The sequence below is a fragment of the Fervidicella metallireducens AeB genome (assembly GCF_000601455.1).
In the GTDB taxonomy this organism is placed as follows: domain Bacteria; phylum Bacillota; class Clostridia; order Clostridiales; family Caloramatoraceae; genus Fervidicella; species Fervidicella metallireducens.
Window position 1 is genome coordinate 73,189 of sequence record NZ_AZQP01000005.1, and the last position, 26,875, is coordinate 100,063.

The window sequence follows — 26,875 nt, forward strand, 5'->3', positions numbered from 1 at the left end:
TTTTATAACTAAAATTAATAATAAATGTAAATTGCTGTATAAAAATATATGATTAGGGGTATTAATCTGAATTATGAGTAGCTAAAATGAAAGTTATGATAAAATTTACATTTTAGTTAAAATTATGAAGGATTTTGTTAATGAATGTCTAATATATAATATTACAGAAATATTACAAAGGTGGGTATTATGAGATTGAGAATTACGATAAAACCAATAAAGAATAAAGCGATGAATATTAACTATAACTATTATTTATCATCACTGTGTTATAGTTTTTTAAATAAAGGTAACAAAAATTTTGCAAAAATGCTTCATGAAGAAGGGTTTGAAGCATCAGGGAAAAAATTTAAACTTTTTACTTTTTCACAATTGTTTTGTGAGAGGTATAAGATAGATGGTACTTATGTTACATTTTTAGATTGTGTAAATTGGTATGTAAGTTCGCCTATAAATGAATTTATATTATATTTTGCCCAAGCACTTTTGAATGAAGAAAAAATTAATATTGGTGGAGTTGAGTTTTTGGTAGAAAATGTAGAAGTTCTAGAACAGATAAAGTTAAAAGAAAGAACAATTTTTAAAAGTCTTTCACCTATTGTGGTAAATTCAGGTGAAATTATCAATGGTGAATTTAAACAGATATTTTTATCAATAGATAATGAAAAATTTAAAGAGAATTTAAAAAACAATCTTATAAAGAAATATTTTGCATTATATAAAAGTCTTCCTAAAAATTTGAATTTAGATATCAATATGTTAGATAAAGATAAGTATAAAAGAGGGAAGAGAATCAATATTAAGAACAGTTTTATCAAAGGCTATATGGCAACTTTTGAAGTTAGTGGAAGCGAGGAGTTAATTTTAATGGGATATGATGCAGGGTATGGAAGTAAAAATAGCATGGGGTGTGGTATGGTGGAGATAATAAATACATATTAAATATAATAAATTAAATAATTGCTTAAATAGAGGTGCATATAAAGATGGATCTTAAAACTACAGATTGTGGGTTAAATTTACAGGAATATAAAGATTTTTTTAAAATTATTACAGGGTTTTATCCATATAAATTTCAAATTAGTATTGCAGAGAAATTATTAAATAATAAAAATGTCATTATGCAGGCCCCAACAGGATCTGGAAAGACATGGGCGAGCATAATGCCATATTTATACTCATGCTATAAAGGGATTAATTTCCCACGAAAATTAATATATAGTTTGCCATTAAGAGTATTAGCTAATAGTTTATATAGTGAAGTAAATGAAAAAATAAACAGAATAGATAGCATTTTCAAAAGAAAGCCAAAGGTTACTATACAAACAGGAGAGAATAATCAAGATCCTTATTTGCTTGAAGGAGATATAATATTTACTACAATTGATCAAAGTCTTAGTTCTTTATTATCAATACCACTTTCCTTATCTATAAATCAAGGTAATATAAATCCAGGAGTGATTTTCACTTCGTATTTAGTTTTTGATGAATTTCATTTATTAGAAGTAGGACGGGCATTATCTACACTATACAATATACTAAACAAAATAAGTGATATAACTCCATTTTGTTTAATGACAGCAACACTTTCAGATGAGCTACTTGATAACTATAGTAAGAAATTAAATGCTGAAAAAATTTTTATTAGCCCAGAAGAGATAACTAATATTGGAAGTCAAGTGAATAAAATCAGGAATGTTATAGTTAAAAAAGAAGCAATAAATATAGAGAATATAGTTAAAGAGCATAAAAAAAAGTCAATAATTATTTGTAATACAGTTGATAGTTGTAAAGAAGTATATTTGAATCTTAAAAAGGAAAAGGAAAAAAATCAGTTGTTGAAAAATACTCAATTAACATGTATTCATTCACAATTTTTTTCACAGGATAGGAGAGAAAAAGAAGAGCTTATAAAAAAATATTTTAGTAAAAATAGTAATGAAAATGCAATTCTAGTTGCAACTCAGGTTATTGAAGTTGGAATTGATATCAGTTGTGAAGTTATGCATACAGAAATTTCACCAATTAACTCTTTTCTTCAAAGGATAGGTAGATGTGTGCGTTATGGTGGAGAAAATGGAGTAATAGAAAAGGGATTAATCTTTGTATATGATGTTAAAAATATTAAAAATAATGGTGAAGAGAAAAATAATTCATATTTACCCTATGATTTTGAATTGTGCATGGATACATATAACAATTTGATGAGATTAGGAGAAAGACAAAATTTGGATTATTTTAAGAGTCAGGAATTAATAAATGATATATTGATGAAAAAGGAACTAAAAGAATTTAACTCTATTAATGAAAATCAAATAAATAGATTTGAAGAAATAATCAGCTGCTGGTTAAAGCCAGAAAGAAGCTATGCAAGTAGATTAATCAGGCAGATAGATTCAGTAAATGTTCTAATATCATCTAATACTAATGAAATAAGTGATCCATATATATATGAGATGATTTCAATTAATCGCTATTCATTACTTTCTAAGCTTAAAGATATTGAGAAAGAATATGATGATGATTGGATTATTAAAGTTATTGTAGAATCAAATTTTGATGATGATTTTTGGGGTAAGTATAGTTATATATCTGTAGGGGTAAATGATATAAGATTAAAAAATGAGAATATACTAATACTTAATTCTAAATATGTCTTTTATGACGAAGAAATAGGACTGAATTTTCAGGGAATAGGAGAAAAACAATCCTATAAGTTAGTGAAAAATGATAATAAAAAGAATTTTATTATAACTAAAGATACTTATATTGAACATATTGAACTCATGATTAAGGTATACGAGGAATATTTTAAAGATGAAATAAGCTATATATCAAAAAAGATAGAACAAAAATATAAAGTTGATTTTAATATTGATGAAATAATTAAATTTATAATCATAATACATGACTATGGGAAACTAAATGAAAAATGGCAAGCAGCAGTAAGAAGTTATCAAAGTAAAAATAACAAATATAATACTGGAGAAATTTTAGCACATACTGATTTTAATCCAGAGTATGATAAAAAGATACAGCTACCTAATCATGCAGGAATAGGAGCAATTGTTGGATTTGCCTTAGTTGAGCAGATTTTTGAAGAAGGCGAAGAAATAGGAAAAGTTATCTTAAATACCATTGTAAAACATCATTCTATATACAATTTTTCGTCTGAAAAATATAAGATTATTAAAGATGGTAGAGAGTTAATAGAGAAACTTTTGAAAAAGTATTGTCCTTCAATAGTGAAAAAAATAGATTTTAGTGATGAAATATTATTTAGTTTTGATAAATGTGAATTTAGAAATGAAGATGTTATTTCATTTTCAAAAATTAAGTCAAATTTTGAAGCACTGCTTTATTTTATATCTTCAAGGATACTCAGAATATGCGACCAAAAATCATTTGATTTTAAAGAGAGGTGATAAAAAAGAATGGTAGATGAGAAATATTATGTTCTGAAAGATAGTGGAACTTACTCTAATACATTAGAAACTTATGGGCTAGCAGAATTATTAACTAAAATAAATTCAAGTGAAAGTAAAGTATTTATAGAGGATAAGGGAATGTATTATGAAATTACTGTAAATAATCCACAACGAGTAGAAATAACTTATTTTGATATATTTCCTTATTTAAAAACAAAAGAGAAAAAAGAGAAACAAAAAGATAAAGACATATTAGATAATGATAATATTGAAAAAGAAATAACAAACTATATTGACATTGAAGAAGAAAAGATAAGAAATAAGAAATATAGTGAATTTGTTAAAAGTATCAATCAGCAAAAAAATGAAGCAAGAAAAAAAGAAAACCCAGAAACAGAGAGTACTCTAAATCAATTTGATAAAAAGATAAAAGAATATGAAGATAAGCCTAGAAATGATTGGGATGTAATAATGAGTGTAAGTATTCTTAAGGCTATTGATACGTATAAAAATATATACATAAATTTGTTTAGAAATAAAGAAAATTTCAAAGTATTAGTGGATTGCATTTTGGAACTATATAAAACACCTGATGAAAACAGGGATATTATTAAAAAGAAATTAAATCAATATAAAAAGAATAAAGTGCTAGTAGATATAAAAGAGGCAGCCAGCTTACAATTATATAATCCTTCAATGGTCAAAGGAGCACATTCCAGTAAGGCGAATGGAATTACACCAAAAGCTAAGGATGGTTTTTGGTTAAATGAATGTATGAAGATTCTAGGCAGTTATAATAGCATGATAATGAAACAAGTAAAAGTATCAAGTAAGGATTCTGATAATAAAATATATGTTTTTGATGTTAATAAATTTAACTGGGATATAGAAAAGAAAAAAGCAATATTTAATGAATTCAAAACTAATCTAAAAGGATATACATCAATAAAACTAGATATTAATTCAATACTACTTATAACAAAGCAATTAATAAAATACCATAGCTCTGTAGTGGAAAAAGCAAGTGCTTACAGGAGAAAATATAGACCAAAAGACGAGGTAAAAGGTCTTTATTCAGTTTATTTTAAAAATATGGGTAATGCCAGTTCGCCAGTAAATATCTCATATTTAGAGTTACCTGGCTTTATCGAGTTAGAATCTTCTAAGGATGCGGATGATTGGTTAAGTATTATTGATGAACATTTAAATATAATAAACAATATAAAAATTTCCTTAAACAAACAGGATGAGACAGGAAGTATTATACCACTGCTTCAGGATTACAGAATGTTTTTAACAACAGCTGACATAAACTATTTCTTTAACTATGTTTCAGCTTATTCATCATTTTTAATGCAGCAGATATCAAAGGAAAATTATTTTGTTAAACCTTTTACTCAAAAGAATATGGAGGTGTTTCTAATGAAATATGATAAAAAATTTAGTGATATTTTTGAAAATGAAGGTTTTAAAAATATTGCTAAGGCAATAAGAGCTTCAACCATATCAGAACAATATGCTAAATCTCATGGTAAACAGAATTTTGATATAAAATATGGATTAGCTCAAAATCTAATAAGAAAATCAGCATATAAGGATGAATTAATTACATATCTATCTGAATTTATTGTTTCGTATAATCAAGAAACTGCTAGATATGCAGAGAAAAATAAAGGAATACGCAGAACAACAATAAAGCAGCAAGATTTAGAAGACATAGTAAAATTGATTGATGAATTTGAAGATTCATCACTTATCGGAAAAATGTTGTGTGCATATGGTTATTCCTTAGACAGAAAAAAGGACGGTAAAGAAGATAGTGAAATAGAGGATGTATCAAATGAATGATTTATGTGGGGAGGTTAATTATATGGTTCAAAAAACAATAGCTTCAATTTCGATTAATGGTGAGTTAGGGTTAAATCTTCATTCATTAAATAATGAAGGTGGTGAAGGAAACCAAACATTAACAAGGCAAGTGACTATAGTTGATGAAAATGGGAAAATATATACTGTTAATGCCGTAAGTGGAGATATGGTGAAGCATATACAAGCTAGACATTTATATAATATTGCTAAAGAAAAAGGACTTCCACTTTGTGAAAAATGTAAGGTTTTTAATGCTAACAGAATAAGCGGAGATGATGAGTTTACGAAAATAACAATAGATAAGAAAAATGAAGAAATATTAGACATGCTTATTGAGAAATGTATTATTGATGACATGGAAGGGATTTTAATCACAAATAATAATAAAAACCTTCCTAGAAAATCCTGTGCAGAGTTTGGATGGCTAGTTGGGTTACCCAACAAAGTAAAGACTGAGACTTATTTTCATGTAAAACTTGTTCCCAATGCCGGAGAACAGATTGGTGATGAATCATCTAATCAGGGACAAAATGTAATTTATAGACCTGCAAATTCTGGGATATATGCTTTAGTATCCAATTTTGATATATACAGAATAGGATATAATGAAATTACTCGAGAATATCCTATCGGTGATGAGGAAAGGAAAAATAGATACAAGGCCTTTATGGAGTCCTTATTATATACTTTTGTTAAACCTGAAGGTGCATTGAGAAATACACAAAATCCACATATTACTTCATTTAAAGGTATTATTTCTATTTCAACCAGTACTGTACCAGCACCAACAATAAGCCCGATAAATTCTAATTATATAGAACAGATTACAGAAGTTGCCGAGAACATAAATTTAATTAATAAAGAAATAATTGAGATTAAACAATTTAATAATATGTCAGAATTCACACAGATTATGGCTGAGCTTATAAATAATTATGAGCCATATAAATTGAAGTAAGTTAAGTTATGATTGATATGAAAGGAGGGGGTAAACATGTGGCTTGAAGTAGTATATAGACCTACATCATTATTTTCTTTAAGAAAAAGTGAAGCCACTAATCCAGCAGCTAAAACTCTTATTTCTCCTTCACCTTATTCAGTAAAAATGGCTCTAATAAATGCTTGCATTACATTTTTTTCATTAGACTTGGCGTTAGAAAAATTTGAATTAATTAGAGATTTAGAAATATTATTTAATTTACCACAATATTTTTGTATAAATAATAGCTTTGTAAAAATTCAAAAAGAACCTAAAGTAAAAGAAAATGGGAAAGCTTTTCAACCTACAGTTGCATTTAGGGAGTATATATATTACAATGACACAGTAAAAATAGCTTTTAAAACTAATAATGAAAGCGAAGAGAAATTCTTAAAGTTATTGTTAATGAGGATAAACTATTTTGGTAAGAGAGGAAGCTTTTTTCAATATTCTTGTTATAATTCATATACTGATGAATTACCAGATGGATATTGTTATCTGTTTACAAAAGAATCAATAGATGATAATAAGAAAAAAATATTAATAAAAATGGATGATTTTTCACATGAAGCAAAATTTGAAAATATTAGTAATTATTCGGAAAGCAAGGCGATGAGAGATACAAAAATATTTTTGTTTTAATTATCAACAAATTAAAGCAAATAAAAATTTTACCTTATATAGAAGAAATATAGAATAGTTAACAACCATTATAATTGAAATATGATTGTTAAATTAAAGGCAGCAAATTAAACTGCCTTTTTAATTTTTTTGAATAAAAACAACATAACTTGTCCATAATCACATATGAAAGGGGTGAAATTATGGAAATACCAGCTAAAGAATTAAGAACAACAGGAGTAGAGATAAATTATTTATTTGTTTGCAAACGTAAATTATGGTTTTACACAAGGGGAATAACAATGGAGCATAATTCTGAAAGGGTAGAAGTAGGAAAAGAAGTACATGATACAAGTCTAGATAGTAAAAGAAGTGAACTATTAATCGATGAAACAATAAGGATAGACTATATAGATAAAGATCTTACAGTACATGAAATTAAGATGAGTAAAGCTGAGGATGAAGCAAGTAAGTATCAGATACTTTATTATATTTACTATCTTAGAAACAAAGGAATTGAATGCAACAGAGGAATCATTCATTTTCCACAAAGTAACAAAACTCAAACAATTCTTTACAGTGAGGAAATGGAGAAAAAGATAAGGGATATTATACTTGAAATACAAGATGTTAAAAAATTAAAGATGCCTCCTTGTGTAGAAGAAAATAAAAAATGTAAAAAGTGCAGTTACTACGAACTTTGCTTTTGTTAGGTGGTGAAATTGTGAAAAGAGATTATTATTTACTTAATAACGGTAGACTTAAAAGGAAAGATAATACATTATGTTTTGAAGGAGAAGAAAATAGAAAAATTATTCCTGTAAACGACGTTGAAAATTTAATGTTATATGGTGAAATTGATATAAATACAAAGGCACTAAATTTTTTAGCTCAAAATAAGATAATGGCACATGTTTTTAATTATTATGGTTTTTATTCAGGAACATTTTATCCTAGAGAAAAGCTTAATTCAGGATTTATGATAATAAAGCAAGCAGAGCATTATCTTGATGATGAAAAAAGAGCATATATTGCCAGAGAAATACTTTATTCAGCAAGTTATAATATTATTAAAAATTTAAAGCATTATGTATCTAAGCATGACGAACTTGAAAAACATATAGAAAAGATCCAAAGACTAAGAGATAAACTTTTGATAGCACATGATATTCCAGAAATTATGGGTATTGAAGGGAATATTAGAAGTATATATTATGATGCTTTTCCTACAATAACACAGGATAAATTTGAGTTTAAGGAAAGGGTAAAAAGACCTCCTGATAATCCAATGAATGCAATGATTTCTTTTGGTAATTCACTTATGTATACAGCGGTTTTAGGTGAGATTTATAATACGCAGCTTAATCCAACTATTAGCTATCTACATCAACCAGGTGAGAGAAGATTTTCTTTATCACTAGATATTGCAGAGATATTTAAGCCAATTGTGGTGGATAGAATAATATTTAAGTTAATAAATGAAAATATGATTAGAGAAGAACATTTTTTGAAAGATTTAAATTATTGCTATTTAAACGATGATGGAAGAAAAATTTTTTTAAAAGAATTTGATAGTAGAATGAGTTCAACAATTTCTCACAAAAAATTAGATAAAGATGTAAGTTATAAAACTTTAATAAGGCTTGAATTATATAGATTAATAAAGCATTTGACTGAAATGGATAAATATGAAGGATTTAAGATGTGGTGGTAATTGTTATGTACGTTTTAGTTGTTTATGATGTAGGTGAAAAAAGAGTTGCTAAGACTTTAAAATTTTTAAGAACATACTTGAATTGGATTCAAAATTCAGTACTAGAAGGAGAATTAACTGAATCCCAAATTTTAAAAGTAAAAAATGGATTAAATAAAATTATAAATCCATATGAAGATTCTGTGATAATATTTAGTTCAAGGGAAAAAAGATGGTTATCTAAAAATATAATAGGACGGGAAAAGAATCCTATAGATAATTTTGTATAATTACAATTATAAACCCAAGTTATTGTTTTTTACCAATATAACTTGGGTTTATAAAAACTTGAAAATAAGAAACAATAAGTATAAAATGGTATTAAAATCAATTAAAATTATGAACCTCCTAAGCTTTTTTAATAACTAAAGGTTTGTGAATGTTATACATAAAATGAATATTTGAAACCATTGGAAAATAAGGCTTCCGCAACGGGTTTTAATCTAACCATATTGGAATTGAAAGATAAAATCAAATAATTCTATAGTACGGCGAACTGGTTGTTTTAATCTAACCATATTGGAATTGAAAGGAACATAAGATGTATGTAGAAGGCTTTGGGGGTGCAGGTTTTAATCTAACCATATTGGAATTGAAAGTTGTCATCAAGTAAGCTACCCTTACTAAAAAATAACAGTTTTAATCTAACCATATTGGAATTGAAAGAAATTTTTCGCCATAAATACCTCCTTTCTATTAACAAGTTTTAATCTAACCATATTGGAATTGAAAGTCTAATGCAACAACTTTATTATCATCAAAATACAAGTTTTAATCTAACCATATTGGAATTGAAAGACCATCTTTTGTTCTATACCAGTTGCCTTTCTTTTCTGTTTTAATCTAACCATATTGGAATTAAAAGGTATATAGAGTTAAACCATACTCTCTAAAACAATTTTGTTTTAATCTAACCATATTGGAATTGAAAGTATTTAGAATACGACTTGCTTGAGTTTGATGATTGGTTTTAATCTAACCATATTGGAATTGAAAGTATAAATAAACCGAAAGAAGAGGGGAAGAGAAAACCTGTTTTAATCTAACCATATTGGAATTGAAAGATAAATGTATTTCCACTAACATATATTGAATTTCTTGGTTTTAATCTAACCATATTGGAATTGAAAGTTTTATAACTTTCCCATCTGCTTTGAGCTATTTCTTTGTTTTAATCTAACCATATTGGAATTGAAAGATAATTACTGCTATTAATTCAAATTTGGGAGTGCTAGTTTTAATCTAACCATATTGGAATTGAAAGAGATTTGAATTGATAGCTGTTACGATTGGTTGTAAGTTTTAATCTAACCATATTGGAATTGAAAGGTTAGTTCTTCTTATTACAAAGTATACAGAATTAATGTTTTAATCTAACCATATTGGAATTGAAAGCTAAATATGAGCATATGGGAGTATGAAACTTTTATAGTTTTAATCTAACCATATTGGAATTGAAAGTTTCTTATTTGCACTATATCATTCCATGACTCAATTTGTTTTAATCTAACCATATTGGAATTGAAAGAACGGAAATTTGGTAATAATGCAAGAGATAAACGTAGTTTAATCTAACCATATTGGAATTGAAAGAATAGAAGAGAATAGAAAAGAAGAAGAAGAGAATAGAGTTTTAATCTAACCATATTGGAATTGAAAGCTAAGTCATGCAGTTGTGGTGTTTTTAATTTTTCCCGTTTTAATCTAACCATATTGGAATTGAAAGTTGATTATATCAGTATGGGTAAAACTGACAATAATCAGTTTTAATCTAACCATATTGGAATTGAAAGAACCTAATAAGGTGTCAAAAAAGAACAGTTTTAACAGGTTTTAATCTAACCATATTGGAATTGAAAGGAGGTAGTTAAATTAGCTTATAGATGTATAATCGAGTTTTAATCTAACCATATTGGAATTGAAAGATTAAGGACAGTATTATGATTGAGGAATTAGACTAGTTTTAATCTAACCATATTGGAATTGAAAGGTATTTGCAAATTATGTGTCGTCATATGTCAGAAATGTTTTAATCTAACCATATTGGAATTGAAAGGATGGTTATATAAGTAGAAAACATAGAAGTTGGAGCAGTTTTAATCTAACCATATTGGAATTGAAAGTAAAACTACTAAATCTTTCTCATCTAAATCTTCTAAGTTTTAATCTAACCATATTGGAATTGAAAGTTAATTTTATAACTTATTCATCAAAAAAACAAGAAGTTTTAATCTAACCATATTGGAATTGAAAGTTGAATACACTATCTGTTGTTGACTTTATGTTGTTCCGTTTTAATCTAACCATATTGGAATTGAAAGATATATAAAGACTATGATATTTTAGTCAATGGGGCGAGTTTTAATCTAACCATATTGGAATTGAAAGGTATATCAAGAAGAATGTCCATAGAAGTGGATAAGGGTTTTAATCTAACCATATTGGAATTGAAAGGAGGAGGTTCAACAGGTATGTATTGAATTAGCTGAAGTTTTAATCTAACCATATTGGAATTGAAAGGTTAACTAATGACATAATAAAACCGAAATTTTGATAGTTTTAATCTAACCATATTGGAATTGAAAGATACTTTCTATTGCACTACCTATCATACGAATTGGCGTTTTAATCTAACCATATTGGAATTGAAAGATATCAGCTGATGATGTATTTGAATTTCCTGCTGTTGGTTTTAATCTAACCATATTGGAATTGAAAGAATAAAGTTACGAACAAAACGATTAATGAATTATTCGTTTTAATCTAACCATATTGGAATTGAAAGTTAACAAAATAAAATACAACCTCTTTCATTTTTCTCGGTTTTAATCTAACCATATTGGAATTGAAAGGATGAATGGTTTAGTGAGAATGAAATAAGAGAAGCAAGTTTTAATCTAACCATATTGGAATTGAAAGTATCAATACAATTTTATGGTTGTAAATGGAGATAATTGTTTTAATCTAACCATATTGGAATTGAAAGAAAATAAATGCACTGGCGACATTTTCATGTCGCCACAGTTTTAATCTAACCATATTGGAATTGAAAGGCTGCTGCTGCAAACATTAACATTCTTACAACTGATTGTTTTAATCTAACCATATTGGAATTGAAAGGATTGATTAATGGCATTTATTCCAGTTTTTGTATTAAAGCTTAGTATATAATTATAGAATTTTATTAGGCAAAAAGAAAAGTCCTGTTTAGCCTTTAAAAGATAAATTTTTAATTCCCTGCATAAAATTATAAGCTTCTTCACCTTTTGTAACAGCAGATTTAATTGTTTTAACATCCCCGGATAATGTAGCTACGTTATGAGTAAGGTTGTCAATGTCTGCTTTATGAACATCTGATTTATGTTCAAGAGCCTTGAGAATCAGCGTGTTTTCTGATACTTGGGATTTAAGCCCAATAATTTCCACATCAATATTGTCAAGTCTTGAGTTAACAGTTTTGAATTGAGACTCAAAGCCATCGAGTCTTGAATTAACAGTTTTCAGTTCAGACTCAAAGCCATCAAGTCTTGAATTAACGGTTTTCAGCTCAGATTCAAAGCCATCAAGTCTTGAATTAACAGTTTTCAGTTCAGACTCAAAGCCATCAAGTCTTGAATTAACGGTTTTCAGCTCAGATTCAAAGCCATCAAGTCTGGAGTTAACAGTTTTCAGCTCAGATTCAAAGCCATCAAGTCTTGAATTAACAGTTTTCAGTTCAGACTCAAAGCCATCAAGTCTGGAGTTAACGGTTTTGAGTTCAGACTCAAAGCCATCAAGGCGAGTGTTAACCGTTTTAATTTCTCCTAATATCTGTTTAAGAATTTCTTCCATTGACCATCATCCTTTCTGTATCGTAAATATATTATACATCACAATTGACCTGGTTTCCATTACAATAAATTAAATCAATCTTATAGCTTAAAAGAAAAAATAACAGCATTTTTACATTTTTATGTAAAAAATAAGTAAAAAAAGATATTAACAGAAGGATTTTCATAAGAAGTGTTGAATATATATAATAAATTAAATTATATTTAAATTTATTTTAAAAATCTTTATTAATGGGATCGGGGGGCTGTTTGTGACAGAAAGAAATTTTGACGGAAAAAAAATAAGGAAATTTACACTGAAGAGCAGATTACTTTTAATTTTACTTCCAAGTCTTTTGATTTTTGGTCTTATCATGATTTTTATTACAGACTATTCTTTGAACCATGTCATTTATCGGGATTATGCTGAAAAGTTAAAATCATATGCAAATCTAAGCATAAATCTTATCAATGTCAAATATCCAGGAGAATGGAGAAGCGAAGGTGAAAAATTATATAAAGGTGATAAATTAATAAACGGTGATACCGAAATTGTAGATGACATCCAAAACAGTACAGGAGCTATAGCAACAATATTTTTGAATGATGTCAGAGTATCTACAAATGTTAAGGATGAAAATGGAATAAGAAAAGTTAATACCAAAGCTGCAGAAAATGTTGTTTCACAAGTACTTATTGATGGAAAAGAATATACTGGAGTTGCAGATGTAAACGGAACTAAATTTCAGGCATATTACACTCCAATAAAAAATCAGGATGGAAAAATTATTGGAATGTTTTTCGTTGGGGCAGAAAAAACACAGGTTCTAAAGGATGTATTAAGAACTAAAATTAAAATCTTTATCCTTGTGCTATCACTAATTGTAATTATTTCACTTTCTATTGTTTTATTTATAAATAGAATAATAAATAGAGTAAAAAAAATATTAGAGACAATAGAAAAAGTAGAGAGTGGAGATTTAACTGTTAATTGTGATGTTAATTCATCTGATGAGATTGGTGATATTTCAAGAAAATTAAATAGTATGGTAAAAAATATAGGAGGGCTTGTTGGAGAAATAATTACTGCTTCAAATAATATTGCATCAGCATTGGAGGAGATAGAGGCTTCTTCAAGACAGGTAGGAGCGGCAAGTGAAGAGATTTCAACAACTGTTCAGGAGTTAGCTTCAGGTGCAGCTCTGCAGGCAGGAGAAACTGATAGGGTAAATACCTTGACCAACATTTTATCAGAAAAAATAAATAACATAATGACAAATTCACAGATGGTATCTAAAAATATGGATAACATGGATAATGCATCTAAAATCGGTATAAAATCAGTCGATACTTTAAAGGAAAAATTTAAAAACAACTCAGATGCAATTTATGAAGCTGTGGATGGAATTAAAAGTTTAACTGAAAAATCAGAAACGATAGGACAAATATTAATGACAATTGAAAGTATTTCTAAACAAACAAATTTACTTGCATTGAATGCGGCAATAGAAGCATCAAGGGCTGGTGAGGCAGGAAGAGGATTTGCGGTTGTAGCAGATGAAGTAAGAAAATTAGCAGAGGAATCCTCAGAATCTGTATCTGAAATCAGTAAGATAATTTATGGCATAAAAGACAGTATAAAAAGAACACAGGAGGATATGCTTATCGGGGAAAGAATGCTGGATGAAGCTAATGCTTCCCTTGAAGATGTAATAGGTTCATTTGGGGCAATTAGTGAATCTACTATTAATTTATCCAATGAATTGCAAAATCTAAAAATCAACCTTCAGGATATAAATTCAGCTAAGAATGATGTTGCGGAGACGATGGAAAAGATAGCAGTTATTGCAGAAGAATCAGCTGCTTCAACAGAAGAAGTAAGTGCCTCCACAGAGGAACAGACAGCAGCAGTTGAAGAGGTTGTTGTGTCAATAGAAAAGATAAACAACAATATGAGGGAATTAGGAACTAAAATCAACAAATTTAAAATATAATTTAAATAAAAAGACAGCAAATCTAATTTTAATACAAATTTTAAATTAGAAAGCTGTTTTTTTATTTTTTAGTGAATAAAAAATTATATTCTCATGTATTTTTATATGCTGATATAGAAGATTCAGGACAAAAATAGAAAATAATAACATGTTTGTGAATAACTAATGCATAGGATTATGTATAAAAATTAATGCATATACAATAATAAAATGGATATAATTAGATGATTATAGAATAAATGAGTAAAATGAAAGATAACTAAAAATAAGGGATATAATTCAATTAATTAAAAATAAATGGCAATATTTAATATAATTTTACAGTTTTGAAGGTTTATGCATTTAATGTATAATGAATATATAGAAATTTCAAAATATTACAGCATTTATATGTGGGGGGGGAACCAGATGGATTCATTTATTAACGTTACCTCCGAGATTGGAAAACTAAAGAAAGTTATGCTACATAGGCCAGGCAGGGAAGTTGAAAATTTAGTTCCTGAGTATCTCGGTAGACTTTTGTTTGATGATATACCCTATCTTAAAATAGCTCAGCAAGAGCATGATAAATTTGCAGAAGTATTAAGAAATAACGGCGTAGAAGTACTTTATTTAGAAGAACTTATGGAAGAATCAATATCAGATGAAAATATAAAGTTAGAATTTGTAGCAGAGTTTTTAGAAGAAAGTTCAATTACATCTCCAGCATTAAAAGAAGCTATTACGCAGTATTTATTATCCATGTCTACAAGAGAAATGATTGACTCAATAATTTCAGGCATCAGAAAAGAAGAAATTCAGCTAAATCTCCGAAAATCACTTTCAGAATTAATGATGGATGATTACCCATTCTATCTTGATCCTATGCCAAATTTGTATTTTACAAGGGATCCAGGTGCATCCATAGGAAATGGACTTACATTAAACAGAATGAAAACTGAGGCTAGAAGAAGAGAAACTCTTTTTTTAAAGTATATTCACAAATATAACAATAGATTTAACAAAGCAGATGTACCCCTTTGGTACAATAGAACAATGCCATTTTCCCTTGAAGGCGGAGATGAGTTGGTTTTATCAGATAAGGTTGTTGCAATAGGTTGTAGTGAAAGAACTTCCTCAGAAGCAATCGAGATAGTGGCAAAAAATTTATTTGATGGCGGCACATCCTTTGAAAAAATCTTAGTTTTTGAAATACCAAAGTGTAGAGCATTTATGCATTTAGATACGGTATTTACCATGGTTGATTATGATAAATTCACTATTCATCCAGGAATACAGGGGCCATTGAGTGTTTATGAAATAACAAGGGGTGAAAAGGGATATCTGAATTATAGACATAATACCAGTCCATTAGAAGAAATTTTAAAGGATGCCCTGAAACTTTCATCAGTTGAATTAATTAAATGCGGTGGAGGAGACCCAATAATTGCGGGCAGAGAACAATGGAATGATGGCTCTAATACCCTGGCAATTGCACCGGGGGTTGTTGTAACTTACGAAAGGAACTATGTTTCAAATGAACTCTTGGAAAAGAAGGGAATAAAGGTATTAGCAATACCTAGTTCAGAGCTTTCAAGGGGAAGAGGAGGCCCAAGATGTATGAGCATGCCTCTTGAGAGAGAGGTTTTAAAATAATAAATTAAAATATCTAAATAAATACGAGGGGGAATTAAAATGCCAGTTAATTTAAAGGGAAGAAGTTTTTTAACACTTATGGATTTTACACCAGAGGAAATCAGATATTTACTTGATTTATCACATGATTTAAAGGCAAAGAAAAGAGCAGGAATAAGAAATAACGTTTTAGCAGGAAAAAACATTGTTCTTCTATTTGAAAAGACTTCAACAAGAACAAGATGTGCCTTTGAGGTTGCAGCTCTTGATGAAGGAGCTCATGTAACTTTCCTTGATTCAGGAAGTTCACAGATGGGCAAAAAGGAATCATTAGAGGATAGTGCTAAGGTTCTTGGAAGATATTATGATGGTATTGAATATAGAGGCTTTGATCAAAAAGTAGTTGAAGACCTTGCAAAATATTCAGGTGTTCCAGTATGGAATGGATTAACAGACGTTGATCACCCAACTCAGATACTAGCAGATTTATTAACAATTGAGGAACATGTTGCAAAGCCATTAAATAAGGTTAAGGTTGTATTTGTTGGAGATACAAGAAATAATATGGCATATGCTTGGATGTATGGATGTGCAAAAATGGGAATGCATTTTGTTGCATATGGTCCAAAGGAATTATGGCCATCAGAGGATAAGATGGAAGCAGTTAAGAAGGTTGCAGCTGAAACAGGTGCAGTAATTGAAGTTTCAGATAGCATTGAAGCAGTTAAGGGTGCTGATGTAATCTATACTGATGTTTGGGTATCAATGGGAGAAGAGGCTCAAATGGAAGAAAGAGTAAGGCTTCTTACTGATTACAGAGTAACAATGGATACGTTAAAGGCAACTGGAAATCCAGAAGTTAAATTCATGCACTGCTTACCTTCATTCCATGATTTAGAAACTAAGGTAGCAAAGGAAGCTCACAACAGAGGTCTTGATGTAAGAGAAGTTACAGATGAAGTTTTCAGAAGCAGACATTCAATAGTTTTTGATGAAGCAGAAAACAGAATGCATACAATAAAGGCTGTTATGGTAGCAACATTATAATTTAAAGAATTTGGGGGAGAATTTTATGGCAAGAATAGTAGTGGCTTTAGGAGGTAATGCCCTTCAGGCTAATCCAAAGGATACATCAGCAGAGGCACAGCTGATAACATGTCACGAAACTGCAAAAGCAATTGTGGATTTAATAGAAGATGGACATGAAGTTATAATAGCCCATGGAAATGGTCCACAGGTAGGACAGATAGTTGCAACCTATGAGGCAGCAAATGCAGTTGATGAATCAAAACCAGTAATGCCATTCCCAGAATGTGGAGCAATGAGTCAGGGTTATATTGGTTATCATCTCCAGCAGGTAATAAGGGAAGAAATGAGAAGAAGGGATATTAATAAGGAAATAGCTGCTGTTGTTACTCAGGTTATTGTAGACAAGGATGACCCAGGGTTTAAAAACCCAACAAAACCTGTTGGTTCTTTCTTTACTGAAGAACAAGCTAAAAAGCTTATGGCTGAAAAAGGATATGTAATGAAGGAAGATGCAGGTAGAGGATGGAGAAGAGTTGTTGCATCCCCAATGCCAAAGGCTGTTGTAGAGGAAGGCATTGTAAGAACACTTGTTGAAGCTGGCCATGTGGTAATAACAGTTGGTGGAGGCGGAATTCCTGTAATTCAAAGGGAAGATGGAAGTTTAGAGGGAGTTGCTGCCGTTATAGATAAGGACTTGGCATCAGAAAAGATAGCTGAGCTGTTAAATGCTGATGAGCTTGTTATATTAACAGCTGTTGAACAGGTAGCAATAAACTTCAATAAACCAGATCAATTAAACTTGGCAACATTGAATTCTATGGAAGCGAAAAGATACATTGAAGAAGGACACTTTGCTCCAGGTTCAATGCTTCCTAAAGTTAAAGCAGCATTGATGTTTGCTGAGTCAAAGGAAGGAAGAAAGGCGATAATAACCTCCCTTGAAAAGGCAAGGGAAGCTCTTGCAGGTAAAACAGGGACAGTTATTACTAAATAAATGATTTTTAATAATAAATATACAAAAGTGGTACTTTATTGGTATCACTTTTGTTTTTTTTAAATAAACATGTAATATTTAATTTGTTTTATTAATAGAAATTAATGTTATTACTGGTATAATATAATTAAACAGGAATGGAGGGGTTGTATGAAGAAAGAAGATTTTACCTTTAAGGATGGGGAAGGCGTAGAAATATTTACTTATAAATGGAGTCCAGAGGAAGGACAGGAGATTAAAGCTGTAGTTCAAATTGCCCACGGAATGGCGGAGACAGCTGCAAGATACGAAAGATTAGCAGAATTTCTAACAAATGAAGGTTATATGGTTTATGCAAATGATCATAGAGGACATGGCAAAACAGCAAAGGCTGTTGAGAACCTTGGGTATATCGGCAAAGATGGGTTTAACTGGATGATTGAGGATATGAAGCAGCTTAACGATATAATAAAAAAAGAAAACCCAGATAAGCCAGTGTTTCTTTTAGGACATAGTATGGGTTCAATGCTTTCCCAAGGCTACATTACAAAATATGGTGATAGTATAAAAGGAGTAATATTATCTGGCACAGCAGGAAAACAGGGTTTTTTGCTGGAACTTGGAGTTTTGATAGCAAAGTTAGAAATGAAAAACAAGGGAGAGAAATGGCAAAGCAGTCTGCTCAATAAATTATCCTTCGGAAGTTATAATAATTCATTTAAGCCAACAAAAACTGAGTTTGATTGGTTAAGCAGTGATGAAATGGAGGTAGAAAAATACATAAAAGACCCATTCTGCGGAACTGTTTTTACATCAAGCTTCTTTTATGACTTTTTAAAGGGTTTCAGGTATATTCATCAACAACAGAATATGGCGAGAATTCCTAAAAAACTACCAATATATATTTTTGCAGGGGATAAAGACCCTGTAGGAAATAAGTGTAAGACAATTAAGTGGCTGATAGAAGAATATAAAAAATTAGGAATAGAGGATGTTGAGTATAAGTTTTATAAGGATGGAAGACATGAAATGCTAAATGAAGTTAATCGTGATGAAGTTATGAAGGACTTACTTAACTGGATAAAGAGGCATTAAAAAGTGTCAGCCATATCATATATAACATATAATTATATGAGGCTGTTAAAAAAGTTATATATTAATTAACCCCATGGAGGATTTCATGGGGCTTTTTCATACTTTAACTAACAATTAGGTTTGTCAATAATCTGATATTATTATATGTGATATAGCTGTAATTCTTGAGTATAATAATAAATAATGATAGAATTGCTATATAAATTTTTGGAAAAGAGGAGTACATATGCATAAATTAGGAGATTTTAATGAATTGGAAGTTGTAAAAGAAGTGGACTTTGGAGTGTATTTAAAATTTAATGAAGAAGAAATTCTTATGCCAAAAAAATATGTTAAGGAAGGAACAAAGGCAGGAGATGTGGTAAGGGTTTTTGTTTACAGGGACTCTGAGGACAGACTTATAGCAACAACTTTATCACCAAAGGCAAAGGTTGGGGAATTTGCTTATCTGACTGTAAAGGATGTTAATAAAGTAGGAGCATTTTTAGACTGGGGTTTAGATAAGGATTTATTGGTTCCACATAATAGGCAGAAAGTGAAGATGGAAAAAGGAAAGAGCTATGTAGTCAGGGTTTTAATTGATGAAGCTACTGACAGAATTATTGCAACATCTAAAATAAATAATTATCTGGAAACTCAGGCTGATGATGAAATAAAGGAAGGAGATGAGGTAGATCTTTTGGTCTATAAGGTTGTTGAATTAGGTGCAGGTGTAATTATTAATAATAAATATGCAGGTATAATATATAATAGTGACATATATAAGCCAATTAAGACAGGTGATAAATTAAAGGGATATATTTCAAAAATCAGAGAGGATAAAAAAATAGATGTAACAATAAGAAGTTTTGGCTTTAAGAAGGTTTTAGATTCAAAGGATATAATCTTAAATAAGCTTATAGAAAATCATGGATTTTTAGCATTAACAGATAAGAGTTCACCGGAGATTATAGAAAGTGAACTTCAAATGAGCAAAAAATCTTTTAAAAAAGCAATCGGTATGCTTTATAAGGAAAAGAAAATTGAAATACTAGATAATGGAATAAGATTAACATAAATTAAATTTTAAGTTTTTGTCATATTGACAAAAATATTAATTTAATTTATAATCAATTTGAATATTGCGGGACGAACCTTGCAAAATAAGAAAACAGTTTTTTTACAATAAAAATTAAATGTTATTGAAAAAATACAACTGAAAAGACTAAATCAAACCACGAAGGTTTATGCATCTTTTTCTTCAGAAGAAGAGGCCTAATTTTCGTGGTTTTTATGTTTTTGCAATTAAGGAGAGGATAGTATATTGGTGGACAAAATAATTGGTATTTCAAAAAAAGTAATACAGTTGATTTTTGTAACATTTTTATTGTCTATTATTGTCTTTTACATGGCTAGACTGGCTCCAGGTGATCCTCTTGTATCTTATTTTGGTGAAGGTGTTGAAAGAATGGGCACTGCACAAAAACTAGAGGCAATAGAAAAACTTGGGCTTAACAGGCCAATATATGAACAATATTTTAGTTGGTTATCCAATGCTTTTCATGGAAAATTTGGGATATCATATAAATATAAGCAGGATGTACTGAGTGTAATTAAAGATGTATATATAAATACTATTATCTTAGGTGGACTGAGTTTTGTTTTAACATTTTTGTTTGCCCTGCTGCTGGGGATTTTTTGTGCAGAAAATGAAGACAAGCTTATAGATAAGGCTATATGCAAAATTGGAACGATAACCACCTGTGTACCAGCATTTTGGGTATCACTGCTACTGATTTTGATTTTCAGTATAAATTTAGGCCTTCTTCCATCTAGTGGTGCATATGCCATAGGACAGTCAAAAAGTATTGCCAGCAGAATAAAACATCTAATACTTCCTTTAACCGTTTTGATATTAAATCATCTTTGGTACTATGCTTATATGATTAGAAACAAAATGGTGGAAGAGATGAGGCAGGACTATGTTTTGTTATGTAAAGTTAAAGGGCTGGATAAAAAGAGAATTATTTATAAGCACTGTTTGAGAAATATTATGCCCTCTTACATTACCATTATGGCACTTTCAGTTCCTCACATATTAGGCGGGACTTATGTTGTAGAAAAAGTTTTTTCTTATCCTGGACTTGGTACGCTTTGCTTTGAAAGTGCTAAATATCATGATTACAATATGTTAATGGTACTTTGTCTGATTACAGGAATATTGGTTGTTATTGCTAATATGGCGGCGCAAGCTATTAATGAAAGGATAGATCCTAGAATGAAGCATGATAGAGGTGAAAAGGATTGGAACAACAATACAGCTCCAGGGACTTTGAAATAGTGGGGGAAAACTTTATTACAGAAAATATAGAAGTAAAAAAAGAAAAAAGTTTTAAAGAAACCTTTAAGGAAATACCTTATATATCTGTATTAGTTTTATTGGTAATAGTTCTTGGATGTGCTTTCCCGGAAATTATAACCAAACAAGAGCCTGCTCATATGGATTTAGCTAACATTAATACTGCCCCTAACAGTATGTTTATTTTTGGAACTGATTCCTTAGGCAGAGATATTTTTATAATGATTTGGTATGGAGGCAGAGTTTCCCTGATTATTGGTGTAATGGCAACAGCTATATCCACTACTATTGCAGTTATCTATGGGAGCATAAGCGGTATTGCATCTGAATTTATAGATGATGTTATGATGAGATTTACTGAAATTGTCCTTAGTATACCATCTATATTGATTATAATTTTTATTCAGGCAATGATAGGAAAACCCAATCCCATATCTATATCAATTGTAATTGGTATAACCGGCTGGATGAACATTTCAAAGATTGTACGAAGTGAAGTCAGACAAATTAGAAATAATAATTATATTTGGGCAGCCAGGTGTGCTGGAGGAAATTTCTTATATATTTTGAGAAGACATCTATTCCCCAATTTTATTTCATCAATAATGTTTATGGTAGTAACAAATGTTGGAACTGCAATAGGAATTGAGTCAACTTTAAGTTTTTTAGGAATTGGTCTTCCAATTGAAATTATTTCCTGGGGAAGTATGCTCTCTTTATCAGAAAAGGCACTGCTTTCAAACTATTGGTGGATTATTATTATTCCTGGAATTTTCTTAGTTACTACATTGGTATGTATAACTAATATAGGAAATTATATTAGAAAGAAAAATAATCAAGAATTCAGTAATCTATAGAACATTAGCTTTGAAAAATAATTGCAAAATTATAATAAATTAATGCATTATTTAATAAACCTTATGAGGAGGATAAGTATGAGATTAAAAAAGTGGCTGATTTTAGGATTAGCAGTAATTATGAGTATTAGTTTACTGTCTGGATGCGGTAAACAAAAGGATGTAAATTCTAAGGAAAAGGTTTTAGTTTACGGAAGTGGAGATTATTCAAGTATCAATCCAGCATTATATGAGCATGGAGAAATTAACTCTTTGATTTTTACTGGACTTACTAAACACGACAAAGATAATAATGTTGTTCCAAGTCTGGCAAAAAGTTGGGAATATGATAAGGCTACAAACACGTATACTTTTAAATTAAGAGATGATGTTAAGTGGCATGATGGAGAAGCTTTTTCCGCAGAAGATGTTAAGTTTACTTTAGACACTATAATGAATCCTGAAAATGCTTCAGAAATTGCATCTAATTATGAGGATATTACGAAAATTGAAGTTGTAGATAAAACTACTATAAAAATAACTTTACAGGCACCAAATGTAGCGATGCTGGATTATCTGACAATAGGAATTTTGCCAAAGCATCTTTTAGAAGGGAAGGATATTGCAACAGATAAATTTAATCAGTTTCCAATAGGAACTGGTCCCTTTAAAATGGAGAGCTGGGACAAGGGACAAAGCATTACCCTTGTAAAAAATAAAGACTTCTATGAGGGAGAACCAAAAATTGATAAGATAGTATTTAAAATTGTGGAGGATACAAAAGCAAGGGCATTGCAATTAAAGTCTGGAGAGTTAGACTTGGCTCAGATTACACCAAGCGATATGCCACAGTTTGAAAATAATAAAGATTTTGTTTGTTATGATATGAAAACTTCTGATTATAGAGGTATAATGTATAATTTTAATAACCCTTTCTTTAAAAAGCATAGAGAACTGCCCAATGCTTTAAGCTATGCTGTTGATAGAAAAGCTATACTTGACAGTGTTGTATTAGGTCGTGGTATGGTAGCTTATTCACCACTTCAGGCTGGAGAGTATAACAATCCTGATATAGAAAAATTTGATTATAATCCAGATAAAGCAAAAGAACTCCTTGAAAAAGCAGGATGGAAACTTTCAAAGGATGGAATTTATGAAAAAGATGGTGAAAAATTATCCTTTACTGTAAACTGTAAAGAAGGAGACCAGGTAAGGGTTGATATAGCAAATATTTGTTCTCAACAGTTTAAAAAAATTGGTGTAGATATGAAGGTTGCTGTTCAATCTAAGATTGATTGGGAAAATCAGGATGCGTTTCTGATAGGATGGGGAAGCCCATTTGATCCTGATGATCATACTTATAAAGTATTTGCAACTGGTAAAGGAAATAATTATAGCTATTATTCAAATTCTAAAGTTGATGAGTTGTTAAAGAAAGCAAGATCAACTGATGTAAAGGCTGATAGAAAAAAATATTATAACGAGTTTCAAGTAGAATTAACTAAGGATATGCCATATACCTTTATTGTATATATCAATGCAGAATACGTTGCTAAGCCTAATCTAAAGGGTATAACAAAAGAAACAGTACTAGGACATCATGGTGTTGGTATATTCTGGAATGTAGCTGATTGGACGATAGAGTAAAAATGTAAATAAAAATTACAAAGGCATGTTTTAATGCCTTTGTAATTTTTAACAGGCAGGTGTAACTATGGGCAATTTATTAGAGGTAAAAAATTTGTTTGTAAGCATAAATACAAAAGAAGGTGAATTACAGGCAGTGAGAAATGTTTCTTTTTCTCTTAAGAAAGGGGAAGTTTTAGCTATACTTGGTGAATCAGGAAGTGGCAAATCAATTTTATGCAAAAGTTTATTGCAAATACTGCCAAAGAATGGATTTATAAAAAATGGAGAAATTTACCTTGAAGGCAGAGAGCTTACAAGATTACCTGAAAAATCCATGAATAAGATAAGGGGAAAAGAAATATCAATGATATTTCAAGATCCTATGACAGTATTAAATCCGATTATTCCTGTTGGACAGCAGATAATGGAGGCAGTATTGACCCACGAAAAAATGAGTAAGCTGGAGGCTAAAAAGAGAAGTATAGAGTTATTGATGACGGTTGGAATTGATTATCCAGAAAAAAGATTTTATCAATTTCCATTTCAATTTTCAGGTGGTATGAGGCAGCGAATTGCAATTGCTATAGCTATTGCATGCAAACCTAAAGTGTTAATTGCTGATGAGCCCACTACTGCCTTGGATGTTTCTATACAAAGACAAATATTAGACCTTATTCGAGAATTACAAGTAAAGTTTGGGATATCAATTATTTTTATTACACATGATTTAGGGGTAGTAGCTAATTTAGCCCAGAGGATTGTAGTAATGTATGCAGGAAAATTTGTTGAGACAGGGACAACTGAGGAAATTTTCTACGATGCACGACATCCCTATACATGGGGTCTGCTGTCATCTTTACCAGATGTAGATTGTGATAATGAATTTTTGAGTTATATTCCAGGAATGCCTCCAAATTTAATAAACCCGCCAGAGGGTGATGCTTTTGCACCAAGAAACAAATATGCTTTAAGGATAGATTATTACAAAGAGCCGCCTATGTTTAAAATTACTGAAACCCATAGTGCAGCAACCTGGCTTTTACACAAGGATGCTCCAAAAATAGAATCTCCTATTAAGTTTAAAGAATGTAGAGTGATAAGATGAATAATGAAAAAATATTAGAAGTTAAAAATTTAAAAAAATATTTTCAGTTAGATAGAAATACTGTAATAAAAGCAGTTGATGATATATCCTTTGATATATATAAGGGAGAAATATTTGGTTTAATAGGTGAATCTGGAAGTGGTAAATCAACTACAGGCAGAAGTATAATTAATATTTATAAGCCTACAGCTGGAGAAATTTTTTTTAAGGGAAAGTGTATTTCAGATTCGAAAGTTTATAAAGCTGATGAAAAGTTTATTAAAATGAACATGCAGATTATATTTCAGGATTCAACATCCTCATTGAATCCTCGCATGAAAATTAAGGAAATTATTGAAGAACCGTTTGTAATTCAAAAACTTTATATGAATAAAGAACAGCGATTATCTAAAGTTTATGAGTTAATGGATCTGGTGGGACTGGATAAAAATTTGATTAACAGATATCCATATGAGTGTTCAGGAGGTCAGCGGCAGCGAGTTGGTATTGCACGAGCTCTCAGTCTGAATCCCAAGTTTATTATAGCTGATGAACCAATTGCTTCACTAGATGCCTCTATACAGGCACAGATTGTTAATTTGTTTAAAAAACTTCAAAAAGAAACAGGCTTGACATGTTTATTTATTTCTCATGATTTGGCAATGGTCAGGCATATATGTAATAGAACAGCTGTTATGTACAGAGGAAAGATTGTTGAAGTAGCTGAAACAAAGGAGTTATATAAAAATCCAATTCATCCTTACACAAGGACCCTGTTTTCATCAATGCTTATGCCAGAGCCAGATAAAAATAAAAACTTATTTTCTATGACTCATAATATTGATGACCGTATCTTTTCAGAAGAAAAAGGTAAATTAGTTGAAGTATCAAAGGGTCATTTTGTTTATATGGGACAGATAAGTGTTGTTTCGAACCAATGAATAACATCTTCCTTCAAAGGAAATACTAACTACAAAGTAAACCTTGAAGGGAGATGTTTTCTTATGCCAAGGATTGCAAGGCAAAAGAAGGAAGACGCCATTTTTCATGTAATGGCAAGGAGTATCAGTGAAGTTGATTTATTTAAAGATGATACGGATAAGCTTAATTATTTAGCTTTGGTTAAAAAATATCAAAAAACCTATGAATTCAGAGTTTATGGCTACTGCCTTATGGATAATCATTTACATCTGATAATAGACGCCAACGGAGCAGATATATCAAGGATTATGCACAGCATAAATTTCTCCTACGCTCAATATTTTAACCACAGACATAAAAGACATGGACATCTATTCCAAGACAGATTTAAAAGTAAAATGATAAAGAGTGAGATATATCTCTATGCCTTATCGGCATATGTTCACAACAACCCATGTGAAATAAAGGGTTATGAAAACTGCCCAGAGAAATATGAATTTTCAAGTCTTTCAATATATCTAGGACTTAGACACGACCCCTATGAACTAGTTGATGACGGTTTTATTATGGGCATGTTCAGTAAAAATTCTAAAAAGGCTAGAGAAAGCTATATGAAATTAGTATATAAATGCTCTGATAAAGTTTTTAAAGAAGAAGTAGAATTTTTAAATGAAGGAACAGAATACAGAAGCGAAAGAAAGATTTTAATAAGAAACATTAAAACCAAAGAAATATTAGAATTTATCGCATCAAAACTTGGAATTAAAGAAATAAAACTCCATACAAAACACTGCAGAGAAATAGTTGAAGCAAAGGCACTGGCTGTACTTTTAATGAGAAGCCTTTGCAACTTAAAATGCAGTGAAATCTGCCGTGTCCTTGGAAACATAACTCAAAGCAGAG

The 26,875-nt window shown here is 30.1% G+C and carries 21 protein-coding genes and 1 CRISPR repeat array; of the genes, 20 read left to right on the plus strand and 1 reads right to left on the minus strand.

What is annotated here, in order from left to right:
• The first annotated feature begins 189 nt into the window (after window positions 1-189).
• The 8 genes from cas6 to cas2 all read left to right on the plus strand — a co-directional run bounded on the left by cas6 (window position 190) and on the right by cas2 (window position 8,880).
• Entirely contained in the window at window positions 190-942 is a 753-nt protein-coding gene (gene cas6, locus Q428_RS02800; RefSeq protein ID WP_035377969.1) for a CRISPR-associated endoribonuclease Cas6, read from the plus strand.
• Window positions 943-986: 44 nt separating this feature from the next.
• Complete coding sequence (locus Q428_RS02805; RefSeq protein WP_035377970.1) at window positions 987-3,425, plus strand: CRISPR-associated helicase/endonuclease Cas3; 2,439 nt, start codon at window positions 987-989, stop codon at window positions 3,423-3,425.
• A gap of 9 nt (window positions 3,426-3,434) precedes the next feature.
• Window positions 3,435-5,276, plus strand: coding sequence for a hypothetical protein (locus Q428_RS02810; protein WP_035377974.1), 1,842 nt, complete (start codon window positions 3,435-3,437; stop codon window positions 5,274-5,276).
• 22 nt (window positions 5,277-5,298) lie between these two features.
• On the plus strand, window positions 5,299-6,255 hold the full coding sequence (locus Q428_RS02815) for a DevR family CRISPR-associated autoregulator (RefSeq protein WP_035378021.1): 957 nt from the start codon (window positions 5,299-5,301) through the stop codon (window positions 6,253-6,255).
• A 36-nt stretch (window positions 6,256-6,291) separates the two neighbouring features.
• Window positions 6,292-6,918 carry a hypothetical protein gene (locus Q428_RS02820; protein ID WP_035377976.1) on the plus strand — a complete coding sequence of 209 codons (627 nt, stop codon included), beginning with the start codon at window positions 6,292-6,294 and terminating at the stop codon, window positions 6,916-6,918.
• Between the two features lie 182 nt (window positions 6,919-7,100).
• Window positions 7,101-7,610 (plus strand): CRISPR-associated protein Cas4, encoded by a 510-nt coding sequence (cas4, locus tag Q428_RS02825; RefSeq protein ID WP_035377977.1) that lies wholly within the window; start codon window positions 7,101-7,103, stop codon window positions 7,608-7,610.
• An 11-nt stretch (window positions 7,611-7,621) separates the two neighbouring features.
• Complete coding sequence (cas1b, locus tag Q428_RS02830) at window positions 7,622-8,611, plus strand: type I-B CRISPR-associated endonuclease Cas1b (RefSeq protein WP_035377978.1); 990 nt, start codon at window positions 7,622-7,624, stop codon at window positions 8,609-8,611.
• Window positions 8,612-8,616: 5 nt separating this feature from the next.
• The gene (gene cas2 / locus Q428_RS02835) at window positions 8,617-8,880 is read left to right on the plus strand and encodes a CRISPR-associated endonuclease Cas2 (RefSeq protein WP_035377980.1); all 264 of its coding nucleotides are present in this window, start codon (window positions 8,617-8,619) and stop codon (window positions 8,878-8,880) included.
• A gap of 205 nt (window positions 8,881-9,085) precedes the next feature.
• A CRISPR array of direct repeats spans window positions 9,086-11,770; the repeat unit is 30 nt; unit sequence GTTTTAATCTAACCATATTGGAATTGAAAG.
• An 87-nt stretch (window positions 11,771-11,857) separates the two neighbouring features.
• Here the strand turns inward: cas2 and Q428_RS14365 are convergent.
• Window positions 11,858-12,481: a coiled-coil domain-containing protein gene (locus Q428_RS14365; protein ID WP_051514854.1), complete on the minus strand. Its 624-nt coding sequence runs from the start codon at window positions 12,479-12,481 to the stop codon at window positions 11,858-11,860.
• Window positions 12,482-12,731: 250 nt separating this feature from the next.
• Between Q428_RS14365 and Q428_RS02845 the strand changes: the two genes are divergently transcribed.
• The 12 genes from Q428_RS02845 to Q428_RS02900 all read left to right on the plus strand — a co-directional run.
• On the plus strand, window positions 12,732-14,453 hold the full coding sequence (locus Q428_RS02845) for a methyl-accepting chemotaxis protein (protein ID WP_035377982.1): 1,722 nt from the start codon (window positions 12,732-12,734) through the stop codon (window positions 14,451-14,453).
• Between the two features lie 408 nt (window positions 14,454-14,861).
• Window positions 14,862-16,088, plus strand: a complete 1,227-nt coding sequence (gene arcA, locus Q428_RS02850) for an arginine deiminase (RefSeq protein ID WP_035377985.1) — start codon at window positions 14,862-14,864, stop codon at window positions 16,086-16,088.
• A gap of 39 nt (window positions 16,089-16,127) precedes the next feature.
• On the plus strand, window positions 16,128-17,114 hold the full coding sequence (gene argF, locus Q428_RS02855; protein WP_035377988.1) for an ornithine carbamoyltransferase: 987 nt from the start codon (window positions 16,128-16,130) through the stop codon (window positions 17,112-17,114).
• A 25-nt stretch (window positions 17,115-17,139) separates the two neighbouring features.
• Window positions 17,140-18,090 carry a carbamate kinase gene (gene arcC / locus Q428_RS02860; protein ID WP_035377990.1) on the plus strand — a complete coding sequence of 317 codons (951 nt, stop codon included), beginning with the start codon at window positions 17,140-17,142 and terminating at the stop codon, window positions 18,088-18,090.
• Between the two features lie 150 nt (window positions 18,091-18,240).
• The gene (locus tag Q428_RS02865) at window positions 18,241-19,164 is read left to right on the plus strand and encodes an alpha/beta hydrolase (protein ID WP_035377992.1); all 924 of its coding nucleotides are present in this window, start codon (window positions 18,241-18,243) and stop codon (window positions 19,162-19,164) included.
• Between the two features lie 226 nt (window positions 19,165-19,390).
• Window positions 19,391-20,221: a CvfB family protein gene (locus tag Q428_RS02870; RefSeq protein ID WP_035377993.1), complete on the plus strand. Its 831-nt coding sequence runs from the start codon at window positions 19,391-19,393 to the stop codon at window positions 20,219-20,221.
• Window positions 20,222-20,470: 249 nt separating this feature from the next.
• Window positions 20,471-21,484: an ABC transporter permease gene (locus Q428_RS02875; RefSeq protein WP_341348996.1), complete on the plus strand. Its 1,014-nt coding sequence runs from the start codon at window positions 20,471-20,473 to the stop codon at window positions 21,482-21,484.
• Window positions 21,448-22,359 (plus strand): ABC transporter permease, encoded by a 912-nt coding sequence (locus Q428_RS02880; RefSeq protein ID WP_035377997.1) that lies wholly within the window; start codon window positions 21,448-21,450, stop codon window positions 22,357-22,359. Before Q428_RS02875 ends, Q428_RS02880 begins: the two co-directional genes overlap by 37 nt.
• Window positions 22,360-22,437: 78 nt before the next feature.
• Window positions 22,438-23,985, plus strand: a complete 1,548-nt coding sequence (locus Q428_RS02885; protein WP_035378001.1) for an ABC transporter substrate-binding protein — start codon at window positions 22,438-22,440, stop codon at window positions 23,983-23,985.
• A gap of 67 nt (window positions 23,986-24,052) precedes the next feature.
• On the plus strand, window positions 24,053-25,072 hold the full coding sequence (locus Q428_RS02890; RefSeq protein ID WP_035378002.1) for an ABC transporter ATP-binding protein: 1,020 nt from the start codon (window positions 24,053-24,055) through the stop codon (window positions 25,070-25,072).
• Entirely contained in the window at window positions 25,069-25,992 is a 924-nt protein-coding gene (locus Q428_RS02895; RefSeq protein WP_035378004.1) for an ATP-binding cassette domain-containing protein, read from the plus strand. Before Q428_RS02890 ends, Q428_RS02895 begins: the two co-directional genes overlap by 4 nt.
• A gap of 63 nt (window positions 25,993-26,055) precedes the next feature.
• Window positions 26,056-26,875 (plus strand): transposase (locus Q428_RS02900; protein ID WP_035378005.1); only part of this gene is annotated, 820 nt, incomplete at its 3' end.

Excerpts from the sequence above, each read along its gene's own strand:
- arcA (WP_035377985.1), top strand. The coding sequence starts at position 14,862 with ATGGATTCATTTATTAACGTTACCTCCGAGATTGGAAAACTAAAGAAA.
- Q428_RS02810 (WP_035377974.1), top strand. The coding sequence starts at position 3,435 with ATGGTAGATGAGAAATATTATGTTCTGAAAGATAGTGGAACTTACTCT.
- argF (WP_035377988.1), top strand. The coding sequence starts at position 16,128 with ATGCCAGTTAATTTAAAGGGAAGAAGTTTTTTAACACTTATGGATTTT.
- Q428_RS14365 (WP_051514854.1), bottom strand. The coding sequence starts at position 12,481 with ATGGAAGAAATTCTTAAACAGATATTAGGAGAAATTAAAACGGTTAAC.
- Q428_RS02890 (WP_035378002.1), top strand. The coding sequence starts at position 24,053 with ATGGGCAATTTATTAGAGGTAAAAAATTTGTTTGTAAGCATAAATACA.
- Q428_RS02815 (WP_035378021.1), top strand. The coding sequence starts at position 5,299 with ATGGTTCAAAAAACAATAGCTTCAATTTCGATTAATGGTGAGTTAGGG.
- Q428_RS02805 (WP_035377970.1), top strand. The coding sequence starts at position 987 with ATGGATCTTAAAACTACAGATTGTGGGTTAAATTTACAGGAATATAAA.
- Q428_RS02870 (WP_035377993.1), top strand. The coding sequence starts at position 19,391 with ATGCATAAATTAGGAGATTTTAATGAATTGGAAGTTGTAAAAGAAGTG.
- cas4 (WP_035377977.1), top strand. The coding sequence starts at position 7,101 with ATGGAAATACCAGCTAAAGAATTAAGAACAACAGGAGTAGAGATAAAT.
- cas2 (WP_035377980.1), top strand. The coding sequence starts at position 8,617 with ATGTACGTTTTAGTTGTTTATGATGTAGGTGAAAAAAGAGTTGCTAAG.
- Q428_RS02820 (WP_035377976.1), top strand. The coding sequence starts at position 6,292 with ATGTGGCTTGAAGTAGTATATAGACCTACATCATTATTTTCTTTAAGA.
- Q428_RS02895 (WP_035378004.1), top strand. The coding sequence starts at position 25,069 with ATGAATAATGAAAAAATATTAGAAGTTAAAAATTTAAAAAAATATTTT.
- Q428_RS02865 (WP_035377992.1), top strand. The coding sequence starts at position 18,241 with ATGAAGAAAGAAGATTTTACCTTTAAGGATGGGGAAGGCGTAGAAATA.
- Q428_RS02885 (WP_035378001.1), top strand. The coding sequence starts at position 22,438 with ATGAGATTAAAAAAGTGGCTGATTTTAGGATTAGCAGTAATTATGAGT.
- cas6 (WP_035377969.1), top strand. The coding sequence starts at position 190 with ATGAGATTGAGAATTACGATAAAACCAATAAAGAATAAAGCGATGAAT.
- arcC (WP_035377990.1), top strand. The coding sequence starts at position 17,140 with ATGGCAAGAATAGTAGTGGCTTTAGGAGGTAATGCCCTTCAGGCTAAT.